This is a genomic window from Nonomuraea sp. AD125B (assembly GCF_041402765.1).
Taxonomy (GTDB): domain Bacteria; phylum Actinomycetota; class Actinomycetes; order Streptosporangiales; family Streptosporangiaceae; genus Nonomuraea; species Nonomuraea bangladeshensis.
In genome coordinates this window covers 1-19,642 of the sequence record NZ_JBGLOU010000037.1, presented here as the reverse complement: position 1 = coordinate 19,642, position 19,642 = coordinate 1, and the positions used below count along the sequence as shown (strand labels likewise).

Here is a 19,642-nt window from a genome sequence, read left to right as displayed (position 1 = left end):
CCGCCCGCCCCCACCCCGTCTCCGGCCCCTGCACCCCCGCCCGCACCCTCCCCCGCAGGACCGCCCGCCTCCTCCCTTGGGGCGGGGGCGGGCGGCGGGTACCCGGCGACAGCCGCAGGGCCGGGGGACGGGCCGGCGGAGGTGGAGCGGGCGCGGACGACGTTCGCCGACGTCGCCGGGATGGATGCCGTCAAGGAGTCCCTGCGCGTCAAGCTCCTCCTCCCCCTCCAGCAGCCCGAGCTCTTCGCCGCCTACGGAAAGCGCGCCGGCGGCGGCGTCCTGCTGTACGGCCCGCCGGGCGCGGGCAAGACCCACCTGGCCAGGGCGGCGGCCGGCGAGCTGGGGGCGGCGTTCATCAGCGTCGGCCTGGCCGACATCCTGGACATGTACATAGGCTCCAGCGAGCGCAACCTGCGCGCCACGTTCGACCTGGCCCGCCGCAACCGCCCGTGCGTGCTGTTCTTCGACGAGGTGGACGCCCTCGCCGCCCGCCGCTCCGACGCCCGCAACACCCACAACCGGCAGATCGTCAACCAGTTCCTCGCCGAGCTGGACGGCGTGGACCAGAACGCCAACGACGGCGTGCTCGTCCTCGCCGCCACGAACGCCCCCTGGTACATCGACGTGGCCTTCCGCCGCCCCGGCCGCTTCGACCAGCTCGTGTTCGTGCCGCCGCCGGACGCGGGCGCCCGCGCCGCCATCCTGCGCATCCTCTGCCGCGACAAGCCGGTGGCGGACCTGGACTTCGACGCGGTGGCGCGGGCCACCGAGCACATGGTGGGCGCGGATCTGAAGGGCGTGGTGGACCGGGCGGTGGAGGTGAAGCTGCACGAGTCGATGCGGGCCGGCCACCCGATCCCGATGACCACCATGGACCTGCTGGCCGCCGCGAAGGCCGCCCGCCCCACCGCCGTACGCGAGTGGATGGCGACGGCCCGCAACTACGTCCTGCACTCCAACGAGTCCGGCGCCTGGGACGACCTGCTGCCCTGGGTCAAGGGCAAATGGTGAAAGTCGGCGAGTCCCTGGAGCGGGCGCGGACGCTGCTGAGGCTGAGCCGCCCCGCCGACGCCGAGCGGGAGCTGCGCGGCGTCCTCGCCGCCGAGCCCGAGCAGGAGACCGCCCACTGCCTGCTGGCCCTCGCCCTCATCGGCCAGGGCAAGGCCGGGGAGGCCGTCGAGGAGGCGCGCGAGGGCGTCAGGCTGGCTCCCGGCCACTGGTTCCCGCACTACGTCGCCGGCCAGGTCCACTACCGCTCCGGCCGGCCCGACGACGCGGTGCGGGCCGGGGAGACGGCGCTCGCGCACGCCCCCGAGCAGGCGGCGGTGTGGGAGCTGCTGGCCCGCGCCCACTCGGCCGCGGGCCGGTGGCGGCAGATGGCGGACGCGGCCCGCGGCGGGCTGGCCGTCGATCCCGAGGACGCGGATCTGGCCTCGCTGCTGTCGATCGCGCACACCTGTCTCGGCGAGGCCGAGCCGGCCCGCACGACGGCCGCGTACGCGCTCCGGATCGACCCCGAGAGCACCACCGCTCACCTGGCGGCCGGCCGGGCGGCGCTGGCCTTCGGCGATCCGAAGGCCGCGGCCAGGCACTTCCGCGAGGTGCTCCACCTCGATCCCGGTTTCGGCCCGGCCAGGGACCTGCTGGCCGAGGCGCTGAAGCAGCGCAACCCGCTGCAGCGCAAGCTGTCGGAGCTGCGGCGGCGGCACCGGGGCGGCCTGCGGCTGCTGCTCCTGCTGCCGGCGGTCCCGCCGCTGATCGCGGTGTTCGTGCTCATCGCCCTGATGCACTGGGTGGCCTGGGTCTTCGAGGCGGTGACGGTGCTGCGGCTGGCTCGCGCGCGGGCGACCCGGCTGCTGTTCGAGGGGGCGGAGGCCCGGGTCGCGGGTCTCTGCTGCGCGCTGCTGGCCGCCGGCGTCGCGACGCTCGCGCTCGGCGTCGCCCTGGGCGCGGAGGCGGTGGGCATGGCGGGCGCGGCGGTCATGGCCCTGGTCACGCCGGTGCAGGAGGCGGCGCACACGGGCGCGCCGAACGGCCGCGCCACCCTGTACGTCTGGACGTTCCTGCTGGCGGCAGCCGCCGTCGTCGCGGCGGCGGCCGGCGTGCCGACGCTCGCGCTGCTCACCGTGTACGCGGCCCTCGGCACGATCTGGCCGGCCGCCTGGGTGCGCCGCGCCACGGCGGCCCCGCCAGCCTGACCCTCGCATGCGCGACAATCGGGACGTGCAGTTCGGCATCCTGGGCCCGCTCACGGTCCGCGCGGCAGACGGCCGGGAGGTCGCCGTCGGCGGCCCGCGCCCGCGTGCCCTGCTCGCCCTGCTGCTCCTCGACGCCGGCCGCACGGTGAGCGTCGAACGCCTCATCGACGGCCAGTACGGCGACGACCCGCCCGCCGGCGCCGCCAACGCCGTCCAGGCCCAGGTCTCCCGCCTGCGGCGGGCCCTGCCCGACCGGCTGATCGAGTTCCACGGCGCCGGCTACCGGCTGGCCGTCGAGCCGGAGGACGTCGACGCCCACCGCTTCGAACGCCTCGCCCGCGAGGGGCGGCGGCTGCTCGCCGCCGGGCTGTCCGCGCAGGCGGCGGCCGTCCTCGGGGACGCCCTGGAGCTGTGGCGGGGCCCGGCGCTTGCCGACGTCCTCGACGCGCCGCTCGCCGCCGCGCAGGCGCGGCGGCTGGAGGAGCTGCGCCTGTCGGCGCGGGAGGACCTGCTGGCCGCCGAGCTGGCGCTGCCCGAGGCCAGCCCGGTGGGGGCGCTGCGGGAGCTGGTGGCCGCCCACCCGCTGCGCGAACGGGCGCGCGGGCTGCTCATGCGCGCCCTGCACGCCGCCGGACGGCAGGCCGAGGCGCTGGCCGTGTACGACGAGACGCGGCGGCTGCTCGCCGACGAGCTCGGCGCGGACCCGTCGGCCGAGCTGGCCGCCCTGCACCTGGAGATCCTGCGCGGCTCCGCCGCCGGTCCTGCCGCGGTGGCGCGGACCCGGCCGCCGACGCCGTTCACCAGCTTCGTGGGGCGCGAGGACGAGCTGGCCAGGATCCGCTCCCTGGCGGAGGCCCGGCTGGTGACGATCGTCGGCCCCGGCGGCACCGGCAAGACCCGCCTCGCCGTCGAGGCCACCACGGACGGGCGGCGGGAGGTCTGCTTCGTGGACCTCTCCCTCGTGGACGGCGACTCCGGCGGGCAGGTGGCGGCGGCCGTGCTCGGGGCGCTCGGCCTGCGCGAGCCCGCGCTGCGCGCCCCCGAGGCCGGAGGGGCGGGGGACGCCGCCGGGCGCGTGGTGGCCGCGCTGTCGGAGCAGGAGCTGACCCTCGTCCTCGACAACTGCGAGCACGTCGTCGCCGGGGCCGCCGCGCTGGCCCGCCGGCTGCTCACCTCCTGCCCCCGCCTGACCGTCCTCGCCACCAGCAGGGAGCCGCTGAACATCACCGGCGAGCACCTCGTCCCGCTCGCCCCGCTGCCCGATCCGCTCGCCGTCCGGCTGTTCGCCGACCGGGCCTCGGCCGTCCGCCAGGGGTTCGCGCTCGGCCCTGACAACCTCGACGCGGTACGCGGGATCTGCGCCGCGCTCGACGGCCTGCCGCTGGCGATCGAGCTGGCGGCGGCCCGGACGCGTACGTTCGGCGTCGCCGAGATCGCCGCCCGCCTGGCCGAGCACGGCCGCTTCGCGCTCCTGTCGCGCGGCGACCGCACCGCCGCGGCCCGCCACCGTACGCTGCACGGGGTCGTCGAGTGGAGCTGGAGCCTGCTCGCCGAGGAGGAGCAGGAGCTGGCCAGGCGGTTCGCGGTGTTCGCGGGCGGCGCGCGGCTGGAGGCGGTCGAGGCCGTCTGCGGCGCGGACGCCGCCGAGCCGCTGGCCGGCCTGGTGGACAAGTCGTTCGTGGAGACCGACGGCGAGCGCTACCAGATGCTGGAGACGATCCGGCTGTTCTGCGCCGGCCGGCTGGCCGAGGCGGGCGAGGAGGAACGGCTGCGCCGCGCCCACGCCGCCTGGTTCCTGGAGCTGGCCCGGCGCGCCGACGACCACCTCTACCGGGCCGAACAGCTCGACTGGCTGGCCCGGCTGTCGGCCGACGACGCGAACCTGCGGGCGGCGCTGCGCTGGAGCGTGGAGCACGACCCGGCGACGGCGGCGCGGCTGGTGGCGGCGCTGGCCATGTACTGGTGGCTGAGCGGGCGGCGCGGGCAGGCCATCGCGCCCGCGACCCGCCTGCTCGACACGCTGGGGGCCGAGCCGCCCGCCGAGCTGGCCGAGGAGTACGTGCTCACCGTGCTGCACGCCGTGCCCGACGCCGGATCGCCGCACTGGGAACGGGCGCGGGCCGCCGCCGGGTCGCTCGGGCGGCCGATGCGCTGCCGGTTGGGGCCCGCGCTGTGGGGCATGGTCGCCGGGCCGCCGGACGACGACGGCGGCGAGCACTGGCCGCCGCTCCTCTCCGCCGACCCGTGGAGCCGGGCGCTGGGCCGGCTGAGCGAGGCGCTCGTCCTGGTGCTGCGGGGCAGGATCGGGGCCGCCGAGCGGGAGCTGGAGAGCGTGCTGACCGACTTCGGCGCGGTGGGCGAGCGCTGGGGGAAAGCGCAGGCGCTCGACTGGCTGGCGTTGATCACGAGCTGGCGCGGCGACCGGACGCGGGCCATGCGCCTCTGGCAGGACGCGGTGGGGCTGCTGGAGGAACTCGGCGCGGCGGAGGAGCTGGTGGACGTCCTCTGCCGGCGCGCCGAGGCGCGCTGCCGCGCGGACGACCCGCGGGGCGCGCGCGCCGACTGCGAACGCGCGGCGGAGCTGGCCCGCCGTACGGGCCGGCCCGCCCTGATGGCCACGATCCACCTGGTCGTCGCCGAGATCACCCGCATCGAGCACACCCACCTCCCGCCGAAGGAGGACGGGGTGGCGTGGGTCGGTGAGGTGGCCGAGCGGCTGGACGCCGCGCTGGAGATCGTGCAGGGGAGCTGGGCCTTCACCGCGTCCGGGATCAGGTCGCAGGTGCTGACGGCGCTCGCGCGGCTCGCGGAGGCGCGGGGGGACGCGGCGGAGGCGGCGCGCAGGCACGGCGAGGCGCTGGCCGCCGCGCTCGGCTCCCCGATGACCGCCGACCTCGCCGCCGTCGCCGAGGGCCTGGCCGGCCACGCCCTGCTCCCCGCCCAGGAAAACACGGCCCAGGAAACCACGGCCCAGCAAACCACGGCCCAGCAAACCACGGCCCAGCAAACCACGGCCGAGGACGCCGCGCGGGCGGGGCTGCTGCTCGGGGTGGGGGCGGCGCTCCGGGGGATCGCCGTCGCGGGCGACCCCGACGTGGCCGCCACCGCCGCCCGCGCCAGCGCCGTCCTCGGGCCGGACGGCTTCGCGGCCGCGTACGCCAAGGGCGCCGCCATGGGACGAGCCGAAGCCCGGGAAGCCCTGACCGCGCAGCACCCGGGCTGACAGGGAGGCGCGGGGCTGTCAGCCGGTGGTCGCCGGGTTGTCAGCGCAGGTCGCGAGGCTGCCGGACATGAAGAACCTCACCATTCTCATCTCCGGCGCCAGCATCGCCGGCCCCGCGCTCGCCCACTGGCTGATCAGGTACGGCTGCTCCGTCACGGTCGTCGAGAAGGCCCCGGCGCTGCGCCCCGGCGGCCAGGCGGTCGACTTCAAGGGCGAGACCCACCGCACGGTCCTGTCCCGGATGGGCATCCTGGACGACGTGCGCAAGCTCCAGACCGGCGGCACCGACCAGCTCCTCGTGGACGCCGAGGGCCGCACGCTCGCGGTCATGCCCGGCGAGTTCACCGGCGGCGAGCTGGAGATCCAGCGCGGCGACCTGGCCAGGCTGCTCCACGAGCGCACCGCCCCCGCCTGCGAGTACGTCTTCGGCGACTCGATCACCTCGCTGACCGAGACCCCGGAGGGCGTGCACGTGACCTTCGAGCGCGCCGCGCCCCGCACGTTCGACCTGGTGGTGGGCGCGGACGGCATCCACTCCAACGTCCGCCGCCTCGCCTTCGGCCCGGAGTCCGACTTCGTGCGCTTCCTCGGCCACTACTACGCGCTGGTCGACCTGGACCAGGACTTCGGCCCGGTCGGGCGGATGTACAACGAGCCGGGCAGGATGGCGGCCGTCGGCGGGCCGAAGGCGCCGGCGTTCTTCGTCTTCGCCTCCGAGCCGCTCGACTACGACCGCTACGACGCCGGGCAGCAGAAGGACCTCCTGGCGCGGGCGTACGCGGGCATGGGCTGGCGGGTGCCGGAGGTGCTGGCGGCGGTGCGGCGCTCGCCGAGTGTGTACCTGGACTCGATCAGCCAGGTCCGGATCGACCGGTACAGCCGGGGCCGGGTGGTGCTGCTGGGCGACGCGGCGTACGGCAACACGCTGGGCGGGTTCGGCACCGGCCTGGCCGTCGTGGGCGCGTACGTGCTGGCGGGCGAGCTGGCGGCGGCGGGCGGCGACCATCGGGCGGCGTTCGACGCGTACGAGCGCGTCTTCCGCCCGTACGCCAAGATCTCCGAGAACGGCAACGCCGGCCCCTTCCTCGCACCCGGGAGCCCGTCGCGGATCCGGATGCGGAACTGGATGTTCAAGTACCGCTTCCTCCTCGCTTGGATGATGAAGATGACCGACAAGTTCGCGACCGACATCGAGCTCAAGACGTACTGAACTTTTGTGATCAGCAGGACATCCAACCCGGGCATGAACAGATACCGGCACCTCGCGGCCCTGTCCGCCGCCGTGCTCGCCGCGACCGTGATCGCCGCCCCCGCCGCCGGGGCGGCCACCCGTCCCTCCTGCCCGACGCCGTCGAAGGCGGAGGTCAAGCGCGCGAACAGCTCGGACGTCGACCGGCCCGCCAGGAGGTCCAACGCGATCAAGGGCGTCCGCGTCGAGGTCCTGCCGCGCGGCTTCACGCACGGGCAGGTCGAGGTGAGCCGCCACGACGGCCTCACCGAGTACGGCTACCAGTGGTCCGACAACCGCGACGACGTGGACCTCAAGCACCGCTGGCTGTGGGTGCGCGTGGTCTGCAAGCCCGGCCTGCGCGGGCTGAACGCGCTGAAGAAGGCCCCGCTCCGGCTCGGCACGTTCTCGGGGGACGTGCGGACCGCGAAGATCGGCGACCGTAAGGTGCTCACCATGAAGGGCGACGGCGCGCTCGGCCACGGCCGTTACGTCGGCTGGGTGGAGCGCGACGGCGTCGCCGTCACCGTCATGGCCTCCGAGCCGCTCGTCCCCGACCTCAGCAGGATCGTCGCGGGGATCAGGCTTTGACCCGGCCCACCCCGGCCGCGAAGAGCAGGCGAGGCACCCCGTCGATGAGCGGGACCTCCTGATCGTCCGGGCCGAGGCGCCACTCGTGGACCGGCACCAGCCCCGGCCCGATGAGCTCGAACCCCTCGAACAGCGACAGCACCTCCTCACGGGTGCGGAACCCGGCCTGGGCCGAGGTGCCGTCGGTGGACGCGCGCAGCCGGCCGACGGCCTGCGCGTCGCTCTCCGCCAGCGCATGGGAGAGCACCAGGTGGCTGCCCGGCGCCATGCGGTCCCTGAAGGCGGCCACGATGCCCGCCGGGTCCTCGTCGTCCATGACGTAGTGCAGCACGCCCACCATCAGCACGCACACCGGCCGGTCGAAGTCGATCAGCTCGGTGACCTCGGGGCTGTCGAGGATGTCGGCGGGCCTGCGCAGGTCGGCCTGGAGGGCGGCGAGGCCGGGCGCGTCGGCCAGCAGCACCTGGGCGTGCAGGCCCACCACGGGGTCGTTGTCGACGTAGACCACCCGGCAGCCGGGATGCACCTGGCGCACGGTCTCGTGGATGCTGGGCGAGGTGGGGATGCCGGTGCCCAGGTCGAGGAACTGCCGGACGCCCTGCTCGGCGAGGTGGCGGACGGCCTCGATCTGGAAGTGGCGGCATGCCCGGGCGACGAGCCGGGTGTCGGGGGCGACCGCGAGCAGCTTTTCTGCGACCTCGCGATCGACGGCGAGGTTGTCCTTGCCGCCCAGGAGATAATCGTACACGCGGGCCGAACTCGGCACCGTCGGGTCGACACCGGGCGGAAGGCGTTCTAAGTCGGTCACGGGAAGGCCGTCTCCTTAGCCACGCGGCAACGTGAGCGCCATCCTACTCAACGGACCCGACTTTCTTCCGTCCGAAGCCCGAGTCAGGAAGTCCGGTGAGAAATTGGTCCGGATGGCCGATGCGGTGACGGGGTTCGCCTGTGCATCCTGGGGGGAGAAGGGTCCGGCGGGGGCCGGTCCCTCTCGGAGAGGAGTCACGAGGGCATGGACTACGCGGCAGGCCGCCCCACCGTGATCTTGGACAACGGAGTCGTCGGCCGGGTCATGCTGGCCCACCCCTCGCGGCGCGACCTCGTGCTCGTGCTCGGCATGAACGGAACCCTGCTCAGCGTGCAGCTCGACGACATCGCGTGCGTGGTGGGCGGCGAACCGCTCTGTCACTGACCCGATGATCAGGTCAGGAAGTCGCGCAGGCCGGTGGCGAGTGAGGTCGCCATGCGCTGCCGGAAGGCTGGGCTGGACATCTTGCGGGCGTCGCCCGGGTTGCGCATGTTGCCGCACTCGATGAAGACCGCCGGCCGGGTCGACAGGTTGAGGCCGCCGAGGTCCGTACGGGTCTGGAGGCCGTCCTTGGCGGTGTAGTTCGCGTAGGGGATGCCGGTGCCGGCGCGGTAGGCGTCGCGTACGGCGTGGCCGAGCCGCCGCGACGGCTCGATCACCTCATCGTTGTGGCCGGGCAGCAGGCCCGGCATGATCACGTGGAAGCCGTGCCCCCGGGGCGCGGCCCCGTCGCCGTGGATGGACAGCACCGCGTCCGCCCGCGCCTCGTTGCCGATGGCCGCCCGCTCGGTGACGCACGGGCCGACGCCCTTGTCGTTCGGCCGGGTGAGGACGACCTTGGCGCCCATGCGTTCGAGCATCGGCTTGAGCCGGCCGGCGAGGTCCCAGGTGAAGGCGTGCTCGGGGTAGCCGGCGTCGGTCTCGGTGCCGGTCGTGTTGCACGGCTTGGTGCCGTTGATCACGTCGACCAGGCGGTTGATCTGCTCCGGGTGGGAGGCGTTGCCGCCGTTGTGCCCGGGGTCGAGGACGACCGTCTTGCCCCGCAGCGGGGCCGCCGAGGGCGTGGGGGCCGGCGAGGCGGGCGAGGCCGCCTCGGGCGCGGCGGCGGGCGCGGCCGGGCCGCCGCACGCGGTGGAGAGCGCGGCCGAGAGCGTGAGTGTCACCAGGTACGCGCGCATGCGGCCGACGCTACCCGCCTCGGCGCGGCAAACCCAATACATACGCTGACCTGCTATTTCGTGTCGTACGACCGGGTAGTCCAGCGATGTGATCAGGGGTTACGTGGAGCAGCCGAGCCCTCGCGCGGGCGGGACGCTGACCTTGCGGGCGGCGACGGACGCGCCGCGTTTCCGGGTGGAGCTCCACCGGTGCGGCGACGGGCTGACGCTGTCGGCGAAGTCGCCGTGGCTGCCCGGCGCGGACGCGCCGCCGCACCTGCCCGCGCACGACTGGGGCCGCGACGAGACCGGCCCCCGTGGCGAGCCGCTGCCGGCCTGGCCGGGCCACGAGCTGCCGGCCCCTGCCGAGCCGGGGGTGTACGTGGCGGTGCTGGTCGAGGGCGACGACGACGGCGACCGTACGGACCCGGACCGTACGACGCCCGACGGGCGGGAGGCGAGGGCGCTCTTCGTGGTGCGCCCGGCGGTCCCGTCCGCCCGGATCCTCTACAAGCTGCCGCTGTTCACCTATCACGCCTACAACGTCTCCGGCGGCTGGTGCCTCTACGACCATGCGGACGTCCCGGGCGATCCGGCGCCGGGGGTGTCGCTGCACCGGCCGGGCGGCGGCACCGGCGCCACCCCCTACGACGTGACGAACTTCGACCCGTACGACCCGACGCCGCGCCAGACGTTCGTCCACTGGGACGGCCGCTTCGTGGCCTGGCTGGCCGGGCGCGGCTACCGGGTGGACTACTGCACGGACCTCGACCTGCACCGGGACGGCGAGGAGCTGCTGGGGCCGTACCGGCTGCTGGTGAGCGCGGGACACGACGAGTACTGGAGCGACGCCATGCGCGCCGCCGTGTCCCGGCACGTGGCGGCCGGGCGGAACGTGGCCTTCTTCGGCGGCAACACCTGCTGGTGGCGGATCGCCTTCCGCGACGCGGTCACCTTCGAGCGGACCGGCTTCTGGCACGAGCACGGCCCGCCGGAGAACGAGCTGACCGGCGTCAGCTTCCGCAACGGCGGCGAGCGCGACCGCGACGAGCATCCCGAGCCGGTCGGCTTCCGCGTCCAGCACGCCGATCACTGGGTGTACGCGGGCACGGGGCTGCGTGACGGCGACGTGTTCGGGCGGGAGGAGTGCCTGGTGGGCTACGAGTGCGACGGGGCCGCGTTCGACCGGGCCGCCGGGCCGCCCTACGTGCCCACCGGGGCGGACGGCACCCCGGCCGGGTTCACCATCCTGGCGGTGGGCGACTGCGCGGCGGCCGGCTGGGGGTTCGGCAACGGTGCCGCCACGATGGGCCTGCACGCCACGCACGGCACCGTGTTCACCGGCGCGACCACTGACTGGCCGCGCGGGCTGGAGAGCTCGGCGGCGGTCGCGCGCATCACCGCGAACGTGCTCGACCGCCTCGGCGAGCCGCCGCCCAGCCGTCTTCCTGATCAGTCGTCTTCCTGATCAGTCCGTCTTCCTGATCAGGTACGGCGGCATCACCAGCGCGTGCATGCCGGTCGTGCGCAGCGTGTCGATCGAGTGCTCGGGCGTCTCGGTGAGTGGCCGGCCTGGACCGTTCAGCGAGGTGTTGATCAGCACGGGCATGCCGGTCCGCGCGTACCAGCGGGTGAGCAGCGCGTGCAGGAACGGCGTGCGCTCGGGCTCCACCGTCTGCAGCCGGGCGGTGCCGTCCACGTGCGTGACCCCGGGCAGCAGCTCGCGGAACTCGGGGCGGACGTCGGCGGCGTACTGCATGAAAGGGGCGGGCCGGTCCACGTCGAAGAAGCGCTGGGCGTGCTCGGCGAGCACCAGCGGGGCCAGTGGCCGGAACCACTCGCGGCCCTTGACCTCGTAGTTGATGTAGTCCTGGATGTCGGGCCTGCGCGGGTCGCCGATGATGCTGCGGTTGCCGAGCGCGCGCGGCCCCGACTCGCTGCGGCCCTGGTGCAGGCCCACGACCCGGCCGTCCTCCAGCAGCGCCACCATCGCGGCGATCAGGTCCTCCGGCTGCTCGGCCACCAGGCCGTCGGGCAGGCTGCCGACGGCCGCGGCGATCTCGCTCTCGTCGGGGTCGGGGCCGAGGAAGTCGTCGCGCCAGCGCCACCGGCCGCGTACGCCGAGCACGGCCTCCAGCCCGTAGAGGGCACAGCCGATCGCGGTGCCGCCGTCGTGCGGGCTCGGCGGGACGAAGACCTCGCGGAACGGCCCCCGCCTGATGAGCAGGCCGTTGGCCGAGCAGTTGAGCGCCGTGCCGCCGGCGAAGGCCAGGTTGTCCAGGCCGGTCCTCGCGTGCAGCCACTCCGCGAGGGCGGCCAGGGCGTTCTCGAAGGCGCGCTGGCCGGCGGCGGCCAGGTTCGCCGAGCGGCGGAACGGCTCGCCGCCCGGCTCGTAGATGAACTCCTCGCGCCGGGCGAACAGCTCGGTCCACGCGGACGGGATCAGCACCTCGTGCCCGCGCACGTCGAGGCCGGGCAGGCCGAGCGCGTCCGGGTCCCCGTACGGGGCCAGGCCCATGACCTTGCCCTCGTTGCCCTCGCCCTCGGGCCAGAGCGCCTTGGTGAGGAGGGCGTAGAAGCAGCCGAGCCCGGCCGGATCGGCCCAGTCGCCGTGCCAGAGCTGCTTGGCCAGGCATTCGACGCCGTCGCGGGTGCACCGGTAGAAGGAAGCGACCTCCAGCAGGTCGCCGGAGGCGCCGGGCGGCGGCGTGTACGGCTCGGTGAAGCGCCGGACCGGGCTCCCCTGGTTGTCCACCACCAGCCCGGCCGCCTGCTCGAACGGCGACGGGTGGAAGGCGCTGTAGAGGTGGCTCAGGTGGTGCGAGACCTGGACGATCCTGGCGTCCTCCTTGAGGCTCAGGCTCTCGCGCAGCTCCTCGTGGTAGTCCTCCAGGTTCTCGATCTCGGCGTCGGAGGAGTACCCCTCGACCACGAGGTCCACCGGCTCCTTGAGCAGCGGCATCGCCGGCAGGTAGCGGTCGGGCAGGTCGCCGAGCCGGCCCCAGTGGTGCTTGCGCCGGGTGATGCGCTCCTTCTGCAGGCTGTACATGCCCGTGTCGCCGACCGCGACGGCGATGGACCCGTCCTGGGTGCGGTTGATCCCGACGACGATAGGGAAATCGGCCATCTCCGGTGCCTCCTGGGTGTGATCACGGCACCCGTACCCGAGGCCAGGACAAGTGGATCTCTCAAGGGCGTAAGAGACCCGTCAGCGTCAGAACTGGGTCTACGCAGGGGACGGACCGGCGTCTACTGTCAGGGGCGGTACGGAGCCCCGAGTGGATCCCGAGTGGATGGAGCGAGGATGCAACGCCGCACCTTCTTACGTGCCCTCTCGACCGGCCTCGGCGCCGTGGCCTTCTCCGGCGCGGTGTGGCACGACGCCGCCGCCTCGGTGGCCGCCGTCTCGGCGGGCCCGAGCCCGTACGGGCCGCTCGGCGCGCCCGACGCGAACGGCATGGCGCTGCCCGCCGGGTTCACCGGCCGGATCGTGGCGAGGACCGGCCGCGTCGTCGGCGGGACGCTCTGGCACCCAGCGCCCGACGGCGGCGCCTGCTTCCCCGACGGCACCGGCTGGATCTACGTCTCCAACTCCGAGGTGCCGCTGGTCGGCGGGGCCTCGGCCATCAAGTTCCGGGCCGACGGCTCGATCGACCGGGCCTACCGCATCCTCAGCGGCACCACGCTCAACTGCGCGGGCGGCGCGACCCCCTGGAACACCTGGCTGTCGTGCGAGGAGGTCTTCCGCGGCCGGGTGTACGAGACCGACCCGTACGGCGTCCGCTCCGCCCAGCCGCGCCCCGCCATGGGCCGCTTCAAGCACGAGGCCGCCGCCTGCGACCCCGACCACCGGGTGGTCTATCTCACCGAGGACGAGTCCGACGGCTGCTTCTACCGTTTCACCCCCACCACCTGGGGCGACCTGTCCAGCGGCCGGCTCGACGTGCTCTGCGGCGCGGGCGGCGACGCCGTCGAGTGGCGTCCGGTGCCCGACCCCGGGCCCGCCGTGCTGGAGACCCAGACCAGGCACCAGGTCTCCGCCGCCCGCCACTTCAGCGGCGGCGAGGGCTGCCACTACGCGGGCGGGATCTGCTACTTCACCGCCAAGGGCGACAGGAAGGTGTGGGCGTACGACGTGGCCCGCTCGACCGTCACGGCCGTCTACGACGGCGGCGGGACGCTCGACGGCGTGGACAACATCACCGGGCGGCCCTCCGGCGACCTCTACGTGGCCGAGGACGGCGGCAACATGGAGATCAACATCATCACCCCGGACGGGGTCGTGGCGCCGATCATGCGGCTCGACGGGCAGGCCAAGTCGGAGATCACCGGGCCCGCGTTCTCGCCCGACGGCACCCGGCTCTACTTCTCCTCCCAGCGCGGCACCAGCGGCGAGACGGCGGGGACGGGCGGCATTACCTACGAGGTGACAGGCCCCTTCCGGCGCTGACGGCGGACGCCGGGTGATGAAAGTTTCACCGTTCTGAATCATGGGTGGTGCGGGGCCGTTGACGCGGCCCCACCGGCCCTTCAGGATTGGGAGCGCTCCCAACTCCCCCCTAAGGACCTCCATGCCCCGATGCCGGGCCGCCTTACTGGCCCTCCTCACCATGGTCGCCCTGTCCCCCGCGACGTCCGCTCACGCCGCCGACGAGGGACCCGAGCAGATCGTGAACGGCACCTTCGACACCGGCACCGCCCCCTGGTGGAGCACCGGCAACGTGACGCCCGTCGTCCAGGACGGCCGCCTGTGCGCCGACATCCCCGGCGGCACGGCCAACCCCTGGGACGTCATCATCGGCCAGAACGACCTCCCGCTGGTCGAGGGCGAGACGTACGCCTTCGGGTTCTTCGCCACCGCCACCCCGGCCAAGGTCGGCCGCGCCCTGATCCAGCTCCCCGTGGACCCGTGGACGCAGTATCTGTCGGCCGCCCCTGAGATGAGCGTCTCGGGCAACGACTACTCCTACACCTTCACCGCCCCCGTGTCGCTGCCGAACGCGCAGGTGGCGTTCCAGCTGGGCGGCAGCGCCGAGCCCTGGAGGTTCTGCATGGACGACGTGTCGCTGAAGGGCGGCGCGGAACCCGAGGTCTACGAGCCGGACACCGGGCCCCGCGTCCGCGTGAACATGCTCGGCTACCTGCCCTCGGGCCCCAAGAAGGCCACCGTGGTCACCGCCGCCACGGCCGCGCTGGACTGGGAGCTCAAGAACGCCGCCAACGAGACCGTCGCCAAGGGCAGGACCACCCCCAGGGGTGTGGACGCCAGCTCCGGCCAGAACGTCCACACGCTCGACTTCGGCTCCTACCGCAAGGCGGGTGAGGGCTACACGATCACCGCCGACGGCGAGACGAGCCGCCCGTTCGACATCGCCGCCGACCTCTACGACCAGCTCCCGACCGACGCGCTGAAGTTCTACTACACCCAGCGCAGCGGCATCGAGATCCTGGGCAGCCTGCGCCCCGGCTACGCCCGCCCGGCCGGCCACCTCGGCGTCGCGCCCAACCAGGGCGATGTGAGCGTCCCCTGCCAGCCCGGCGTCTGCGACTACTCGCTCGACGTCAGAGGCGGCTGGTACGACGCCGGCGACCACGGCAAGTACGTCGTCAACGGCGGCATCTCCGTCCACCAGCTCATGTCCGCCTACGAGCGCGACCGGGCGGCCTTCAAGGACGGCCAGCTCGCGATCCCTGAGAGCGGCAACGGCCGCCCCGACATCCTGGACGAAGCCCGCTGGGAGCAGGAGTTCCTGCTGAGCATGCAGGTGCCGGACGGCAAGCCGCTGGCCGGCATGGCCCACCACAAGATCCATGACCGGGCCTGGACCGGGCTGCCGCTGCTGCCGCACCTCGATCCGCAGCCGCGCGAGCTGCACCCGCCGTCCACGGCCGCGACGCTGAACCTGGCCGCGACGGCGGCGCAGGCGGCCCGGCTGTTCGCGCCGTACGACGCCGCCTTCGCGGCCCGTAACCTGACGGCGGCCCGCAAGGCGTGGGCGGCGGCCAAAGCCGAGCCCGCCAGGTACGCCGACCCGGCCGACGGCACCGGCGGCGGCGCCTACAACGACGCCGACGTCAGCGACGAGTTCTACTGGGCGGCGGCGGAGCTCTACATCACGACCGGCGAGAAGGAGTTCAGGGACTTCGTCCTGGCCTCGCCGCACCACACCGCGGACATCTGGCGCGATCGCGGCTTCGACTGGGGCAACACGGCCCAGCTCGGCCGCCTCGACCTGGCGACGGTGCCCAACGCGCTGCCCGACCGGGCGCAGGTGCGGAAGTCGGTGGTCCTGGGGGCCGAGAAGTATCTGGCGATCCAGCGGGCGCACCCGTACGGGCTGCCCTACAACCCGCCGGACTACGACTGGGGCTCCAACAACCTGGTGCTGAACAACCTGGTCGTCCTGGCCACCGCCTACGACCTGACCGGTGAGGAGAAGTACCGCGGGGCCGTCCGCGAGGGCATGGACTACATCCTGGGCCGCAACGCGCTCAACCAGTCGTACGTGACCGGCTATGGCGAGGTCGCCTCGAAGAACCAGCACAGCCGCTGGTACGCCCACCAGCTCGACCCCGCCCTGCCCAACCCGCCGCGCGGCACCCTGGCCGGCGGCCCGAACTCCGCCATCCAGGACCCCGTCGCGCAGCGCCTGCTCCAGGGCTGCAAGCCGCAGTTCTGCTACATCGACCACATCGAGTCGTGGTCGACGAACGAGCTGACCATCAACTGGAACTCCCCGCTGGCCTGGGTCTCGGCGTTCCTGGCCGACAGGGGCGAGCGCGTGGACTGCCGGGTCGTCTACACGGCGCACGGCTCGTGGCCGAGCGGGTTCACCACGCAGGTCGTGATCGAGAACACCGGCAGGCAGGCGGTGGACGGCTGGACCCTGCGCTGGTCGTTCCCGGCCGGCCAGCAGGCAGGGAACGTCTGGGGCGCGACGTTGTCGCAGTCGGGCGCGGTGGTGACGGCCAAGGCGCTGGACTGGAACAGCCAGATCAAGCCCGGACAGCGGGTGACTTTCGGGTTCAACGGCACGAACCCCTCCGGCCCGAACCAGGCGCCCGAGGTGTTCCACCTCAACGGGGCACGCTGCCGATAGATCGTGAGGGATCCCCTGGGCGCGTTGCGGACGCTCCGTTGAACGGAATAATGTCGCCCCATGCCCAGGGGAACCTCTGAAGTCAGCGAGCCGATGTACTTCGTGCTCACGGCCCTGCGTGCGGGCCCGCTGCACGGACACGCGATCAGCAAATCGATCAAGGAACTGTCGCGCGGGCGGGTCCAGCCGTCCGTCGGCACGCTCTACGGCATCCTGGAGCGGCTCAACGAGCGGGGCGTGATCGCCGTGGACCGCGAGGAGACGGTCAACGGCCGCAACCGGCGCTACTTCAGGATCACCGACGAGGGCCAGGCGCTGGTGGAGGCCGAGGCCAGGCGGATGCAGGAGGCGGCCGCCCTGGTCCTGCGCCCGTCCGGCGCATGACGGCGCCGACCGGCCCCGCCCTGGACGACCCCGCCCTGGACGACCCCGCCTTGGACGACCCTGCCGCCACGAGCCTGCTCGAACGGCGTTACCGCACGCTGCTGCTGGCCTACCCGCCCCCGTACCGGCGGGCGCACGGCGACGAGTTGCTGGACGTGCTGCTGGAGGACGCGGCGCCCGGCAGGCGGATGCCCGTGCTCAGGGAGGCGTGGGGCCTGCTGACGGGCGGCGTGCGCAGCCGCATCACGCACCAGGCGACCGGCAGCGCCTGGGAGGACGGCCTGCACCTGGGCGTCACGGCCGTCGCGGTGGTGAACCTGGCCGCGTTGCTCCCGTACGCGGGCGAGCTGCCGTCATTGACGCTGCTGTCGGCGGCGGCGCTGCTGGCGATCCTGCGCGGACGGCTGCGTACGGCCTTCGCGCTCACGTTGCTCACCGGCGCGAAGGCGGTCGCGCTCGCCTCGGGCCGGCAGTGGTTCGACGTGACCGTGCTGCCCGTCCACCCGGACGCGCTCTCCGATCGGGCCCTGTTCCAGGACAGCGATCCGTTCCTGGTGGCCGCCGGTTACGCGATCGTGCTGATCGGACTGGTGGTGCTGGTGGCGCTGCGGCGGCCGGTACGGGCCAGGTCGTGGTGGTGGTGGGCGGCGGTCGTACCGGCCGCGTGGGCGGGGCCCGCGTGGATGGCGGAGGGGACGGAGCACCCGATCAGCCTGAGCAGGATGGCCGTCGAGGCGGTGGCGCTCGGGCTCGCGGTGACGGGCGGCTACCTGGCGCGCGACCACCGGTGGGCGATGGCGTCGGCGATCTACCTGCTCGTGGCCCTCGGCGAGCTGGCCTTCCACGCCCAGGACCTCAACAGGCAGCACCTGGCCTACGCGGGCATCCTCGTCCTGCTGACGGTGGCGGCCGTGTTCGTGCCGCTGCGGCAACGAAGGCACTGTCTGGATTGACCATACTTCGTTTAACGGAGTATGGTCTCGTCCCATGCTCAAGAGATCCCGCCTGGTCCTTGCCATGTCCGTCGCGGCGACCGTCCTCTGCGGCTGCGGGGGCGCCGCCGAGAGCCCGGCCGCCGCCCCGGGCACGACCGCCCCGAGCACGACGGTCCAGGACAAGAAGCGCCAGTTCGAGGCCGCCAAGGCCGACTGCATGAAGCAGAAGGGCTTCACGTACGTGCCGTACGTGAAGCCGGAGAAGCAGGAGAGCGACCAGGAGCGCAAGCTCGCCTCCGGCGACTACGAGGCGTTGCGGACCTACCGCGAGAAGTACGGGTTCGGGGTCTTCGCCCAGCACGTCTACCCCAAGGAGCTGAACGCCCCAGAGCACATGGGCGGAGAACCCGTCCAGGATCCCAATATCAAGATCGCGAGTTCGCTCTCGCCGTCCCAAGGGGAGGCCTACCAGGAGGCCAGGGACGCCTGCGTCGCCGTGGCGGGCAAGCAGGCCCTGGGCCTGACCCTGAAGTCGAGCGTCGACTACTACGGCCAGATCGCCAAGGCCCACAAGCGGGCCAAGGCGGCCGAGCTCGACGGCGACCAGGACCTGGTGAGCCTGGCCGGCTCCATGGCCACCTGCCTCAAGGGCAAGGGCTACACCGTCAGCGACACCAAGCCGACCGCCGTGGCCAGGCGCGGTGAGCTCACGTTCCTGGACCAGCAGAGCGAGCTGGGCCGCAAGCAGCAGGGCGACCAGCCCGGCCCGCCGAAGATGACGAAGGACACCAAGCAGATCCAGATGCCGACGCTCACCCCCGAGGAGGCGAAGCCGTACCTCGCCAAGGAGATCAAGGCGGCCCTCGACGACCTGGAGTGCGGCAAGGACTTCTACGCGGCCTACCTGCCCAAGGAGACCGCGGTCCAGCGGCAGGTCAACGAGCAGTTCGCCTTCTGACCGGCGCTCATGAGATCCCCACGCAGGCTCCTCGCCGGCGTCGTGGCCGGCGTGGTCGTCGTCGCGGGCGCCGGCTGGGCGGTCGGCGCCCGGCTGCGCTCCCCCGCCGATGAGGCGGCCCGCCGCGCCGCGCCCGCCGCCTCGCTCGTCACCGCCGCCGTGGAGCGCCGCAAGCTGGTCAGCACGGTCGTGCTCAGCGGCATGCTGGAGTACGGCTCCCCGCTGCCGGTCACCCTGGCCGGCGTGGTCGGCGGCGGCGCCGAGCTGCAGCGGGCCACCCGCGCGCCGCGCAAGGGGCGGCTCAGGGAGGGCGCCGTGCTGATGGAGGTCAACGGCCGCCCGGTGTTCGCCCTGCGCGGCGCGGTGCCGATGCACCGCACGATCGCCCCCGGCGGCAAGGGGGACGACGTACGGCAACTGCAGCGGGCCCTGCGCAGGCTCGGGCACCGCGCGCCCACGTCGGGCGTCTTCGACCGGGCCACGATCGCGGCCGTGACCCGCATGTACGCCAAGAAGGGGTACGAGGCCCAGCAGCCGACGCTGACCGAGCGGCAGACGTACGAGTCGCTGCGCAAGGCCGTGCGGACCGCCAGGGAGAGCCTGGCGACCGAGCGGCAGGCCCTGGACCGGGGGCGTGACGTGCTGCCGCTGAAGGTCCGGCTGGACAACGCGGAGAAGGACCTGAAGGCGGCGCGCGCCGCGCTGGCCGAGGCCGAGGCCGGCGGGCTCACCCCCGCCGACGAGGCCGACCTGGCGGCGGCGGACGCGGCCGTCCGCGCGGCCCGCGAACGCCTCCTCGAAGCCGAACAGGCCCTCCACCAGGCCATCTCCCAACCGACCTCGGACCCGGCGACCCGGCAGGCGGTCGAGCAGGCCGCCGGCCAGACCACCCGGCAGGCCGCCGGGCAGGCCGCCGGGCAGACGACCCGGCAGGCCGTCGGGCAGGCGGCCCAGCCGACGGCCGGAGGCACGGCCGCCCCCCAGCCGACCTCCTCCCAGCCGCCCCCCTCCCAACCCGCCACCCCCCGCCCGACCGCCACCGTCGACACGAGCCTCCTGG

At 73.7% G+C, this 19,642-nt stretch carries 16 protein-coding genes; 13 read left to right on the top strand and 3 right to left on the bottom strand.

Translation table 11 applies throughout. The annotated features are described in order from the left end of the window. From ACBR40_RS46665 to ACBR40_RS46645, 5 genes are all read left to right on the top strand, one after another. Positions 1-1,011 (top strand): 26S protease regulatory subunit (locus ACBR40_RS46665; protein WP_371252914.1); only part of this gene is annotated, 1,011 nt, incomplete at its 5' end. Next, a complete protein-coding gene (locus tag ACBR40_RS46660; RefSeq protein WP_371252913.1) occupies positions 1,005-2,198 on the top strand; it encodes a tetratricopeptide repeat protein in 1,194 nt (397 codons plus the stop codon). The genes ACBR40_RS46665 and ACBR40_RS46660, both read left to right, overlap by 7 nt. A 7-nt stretch (positions 2,199-2,205) precedes the next feature. Beyond that, positions 2,206-5,421 (top strand): BTAD domain-containing putative transcriptional regulator, encoded by a 3,216-nt coding sequence (locus ACBR40_RS46655; RefSeq protein ID WP_371252912.1) that lies wholly within the window; start codon positions 2,206-2,208, stop codon positions 5,419-5,421. A 67-nt stretch (positions 5,422-5,488) separates the two neighbouring features. Then, a complete protein-coding gene (locus ACBR40_RS46650) occupies positions 5,489-6,631 on the top strand; it encodes an FAD-dependent monooxygenase (RefSeq protein ID WP_371252911.1) in 1,143 nt (380 codons plus the stop codon). Positions 6,632-6,664: 33 nt separating this feature from the next. Continuing rightward, positions 6,665-7,240 (top strand): hypothetical protein, encoded by a 576-nt coding sequence (locus tag ACBR40_RS46645; protein ID WP_371252910.1) that lies wholly within the window; start codon positions 6,665-6,667, stop codon positions 7,238-7,240. Here ACBR40_RS46645 and ACBR40_RS46640 read toward each other — a convergent pair. Then, the gene (locus ACBR40_RS46640) at positions 7,230-8,048 is read right to left on the bottom strand and encodes an SAM-dependent methyltransferase (RefSeq protein ID WP_371252909.1); all 819 of its coding nucleotides are present in this window, start codon (positions 8,046-8,048) and stop codon (positions 7,230-7,232) included. The genes ACBR40_RS46645 and ACBR40_RS46640 overlap by 11 nt on opposite strands. Before the next feature lie 204 nt (positions 8,049-8,252). Between ACBR40_RS46640 and ACBR40_RS46635 the strand changes: the two genes are divergently transcribed. Then, positions 8,253-8,432 (top strand): hypothetical protein, encoded by a 180-nt coding sequence (locus ACBR40_RS46635; protein WP_344213353.1) that lies wholly within the window; start codon positions 8,253-8,255, stop codon positions 8,430-8,432. An 8-nt stretch (positions 8,433-8,440) separates the two neighbouring features. Here the strand turns inward: ACBR40_RS46635 and ACBR40_RS46630 are convergent, their stop codons facing one another. Continuing rightward, positions 8,441-9,226, bottom strand: a complete 786-nt coding sequence (locus ACBR40_RS46630; RefSeq protein ID WP_371252908.1) for an N-acetylmuramoyl-L-alanine amidase — start codon at positions 9,224-9,226, stop codon at positions 8,441-8,443. Between the two features lie 88 nt (positions 9,227-9,314). Between ACBR40_RS46630 and ACBR40_RS46625 the strand changes: the two genes are divergently transcribed. Further along, positions 9,315-10,673 carry a N,N-dimethylformamidase beta subunit family domain-containing protein gene (locus tag ACBR40_RS46625; RefSeq protein WP_371252907.1) on the top strand — a complete coding sequence of 453 codons (1,359 nt, stop codon included), beginning with the start codon at positions 9,315-9,317 and terminating at the stop codon, positions 10,671-10,673. Here ACBR40_RS46625 and ACBR40_RS46620 read toward each other — a convergent pair whose 3' ends face one another. Beyond that, the gene (locus ACBR40_RS46620) at positions 10,674-12,332 is read right to left on the bottom strand and encodes a carbamoyltransferase C-terminal domain-containing protein (protein WP_344213359.1); all 1,659 of its coding nucleotides are present in this window, start codon (positions 12,330-12,332) and stop codon (positions 10,674-10,676) included. A 177-nt stretch (positions 12,333-12,509) separates the two neighbouring features. On the opposite strand from ACBR40_RS46620, the gene ACBR40_RS46615 reads away from it, so the two are divergent. From ACBR40_RS46615 to ACBR40_RS46590, 6 genes are all read left to right on the top strand, one after another. Beyond that, positions 12,510-13,655: an alkaline phosphatase PhoX gene (locus ACBR40_RS46615; protein WP_344213361.1), complete on the top strand. Its 1,146-nt coding sequence runs from the start codon at positions 12,510-12,512 to the stop codon at positions 13,653-13,655. 121 nt (positions 13,656-13,776) lie between these two features. Further along, positions 13,777-16,305, top strand: coding sequence for a glycoside hydrolase family 9 protein (locus ACBR40_RS46610; RefSeq protein WP_371252906.1), 2,529 nt, complete (start codon positions 13,777-13,779; stop codon positions 16,303-16,305). A gap of 60 nt (positions 16,306-16,365) precedes the next feature. Continuing rightward, positions 16,366-16,689, top strand: a complete 324-nt coding sequence (locus ACBR40_RS46605) for a PadR family transcriptional regulator (RefSeq protein WP_091081493.1) — start codon at positions 16,366-16,368, stop codon at positions 16,687-16,689. After that, on the top strand, positions 16,686-17,642 hold the full coding sequence (locus tag ACBR40_RS46600) for a hypothetical protein (RefSeq protein ID WP_371252905.1): 957 nt from the start codon (positions 16,686-16,688) through the stop codon (positions 17,640-17,642). Before ACBR40_RS46605 ends, ACBR40_RS46600 begins: the two co-directional genes overlap by 4 nt. Before the next feature lie 34 nt (positions 17,643-17,676). Then, complete coding sequence (locus tag ACBR40_RS46595) at positions 17,677-18,582, top strand: hypothetical protein (protein WP_371252904.1); 906 nt, start codon at positions 17,677-17,679, stop codon at positions 18,580-18,582. Between the two features lie 9 nt (positions 18,583-18,591). Then, positions 18,592-19,642 (top strand): peptidoglycan-binding protein (locus ACBR40_RS46590; RefSeq protein WP_371252903.1); only part of this gene is annotated, 1,051 nt, incomplete at its 3' end.

What these genes read in the sequence shown, in the direction of transcription:
- ACBR40_RS46660 (WP_371252913.1), top strand. Translation starts at nt 1,005, where the DNA reads ATGGTGAAAGTCGGCGAGTCCCTGGAGCGGGCGCGGACGCTGCTGAGG.
- ACBR40_RS46655 (WP_371252912.1), top strand. Translation starts at nt 2,206, where the DNA reads ATGCGCGACAATCGGGACGTGCAGTTCGGCATCCTGGGCCCGCTCACG.
- ACBR40_RS46650 (WP_371252911.1), top strand. Translation starts at nt 5,489, where the DNA reads ATGAAGAACCTCACCATTCTCATCTCCGGCGCCAGCATCGCCGGCCCC.
- ACBR40_RS46645 (WP_371252910.1), top strand. Translation starts at nt 6,665, where the DNA reads ATGAACAGATACCGGCACCTCGCGGCCCTGTCCGCCGCCGTGCTCGCC.
- ACBR40_RS46635 (WP_344213353.1), top strand. Translation starts at nt 8,253, where the DNA reads ATGGACTACGCGGCAGGCCGCCCCACCGTGATCTTGGACAACGGAGTC.
- ACBR40_RS46630 (WP_371252908.1), bottom strand. Translation starts at nt 9,226, where the DNA reads ATGCGCGCGTACCTGGTGACACTCACGCTCTCGGCCGCGCTCTCCACC.
- ACBR40_RS46620 (WP_344213359.1), bottom strand. Translation starts at nt 12,332, where the DNA reads ATGGCCGATTTCCCTATCGTCGTCGGGATCAACCGCACCCAGGACGGG.
- ACBR40_RS46615 (WP_344213361.1), top strand. Translation starts at nt 12,510, where the DNA reads ATGCAACGCCGCACCTTCTTACGTGCCCTCTCGACCGGCCTCGGCGCC.
- ACBR40_RS46610 (WP_371252906.1), top strand. Translation starts at nt 13,777, where the DNA reads ATGCCCCGATGCCGGGCCGCCTTACTGGCCCTCCTCACCATGGTCGCC.
- ACBR40_RS46605 (WP_091081493.1), top strand. Translation starts at nt 16,366, where the DNA reads ATGCCCAGGGGAACCTCTGAAGTCAGCGAGCCGATGTACTTCGTGCTC.
- ACBR40_RS46600 (WP_371252905.1), top strand. Translation starts at nt 16,686, where the DNA reads ATGACGGCGCCGACCGGCCCCGCCCTGGACGACCCCGCCCTGGACGAC.
- ACBR40_RS46595 (WP_371252904.1), top strand. Translation starts at nt 17,677, where the DNA reads ATGCTCAAGAGATCCCGCCTGGTCCTTGCCATGTCCGTCGCGGCGACC.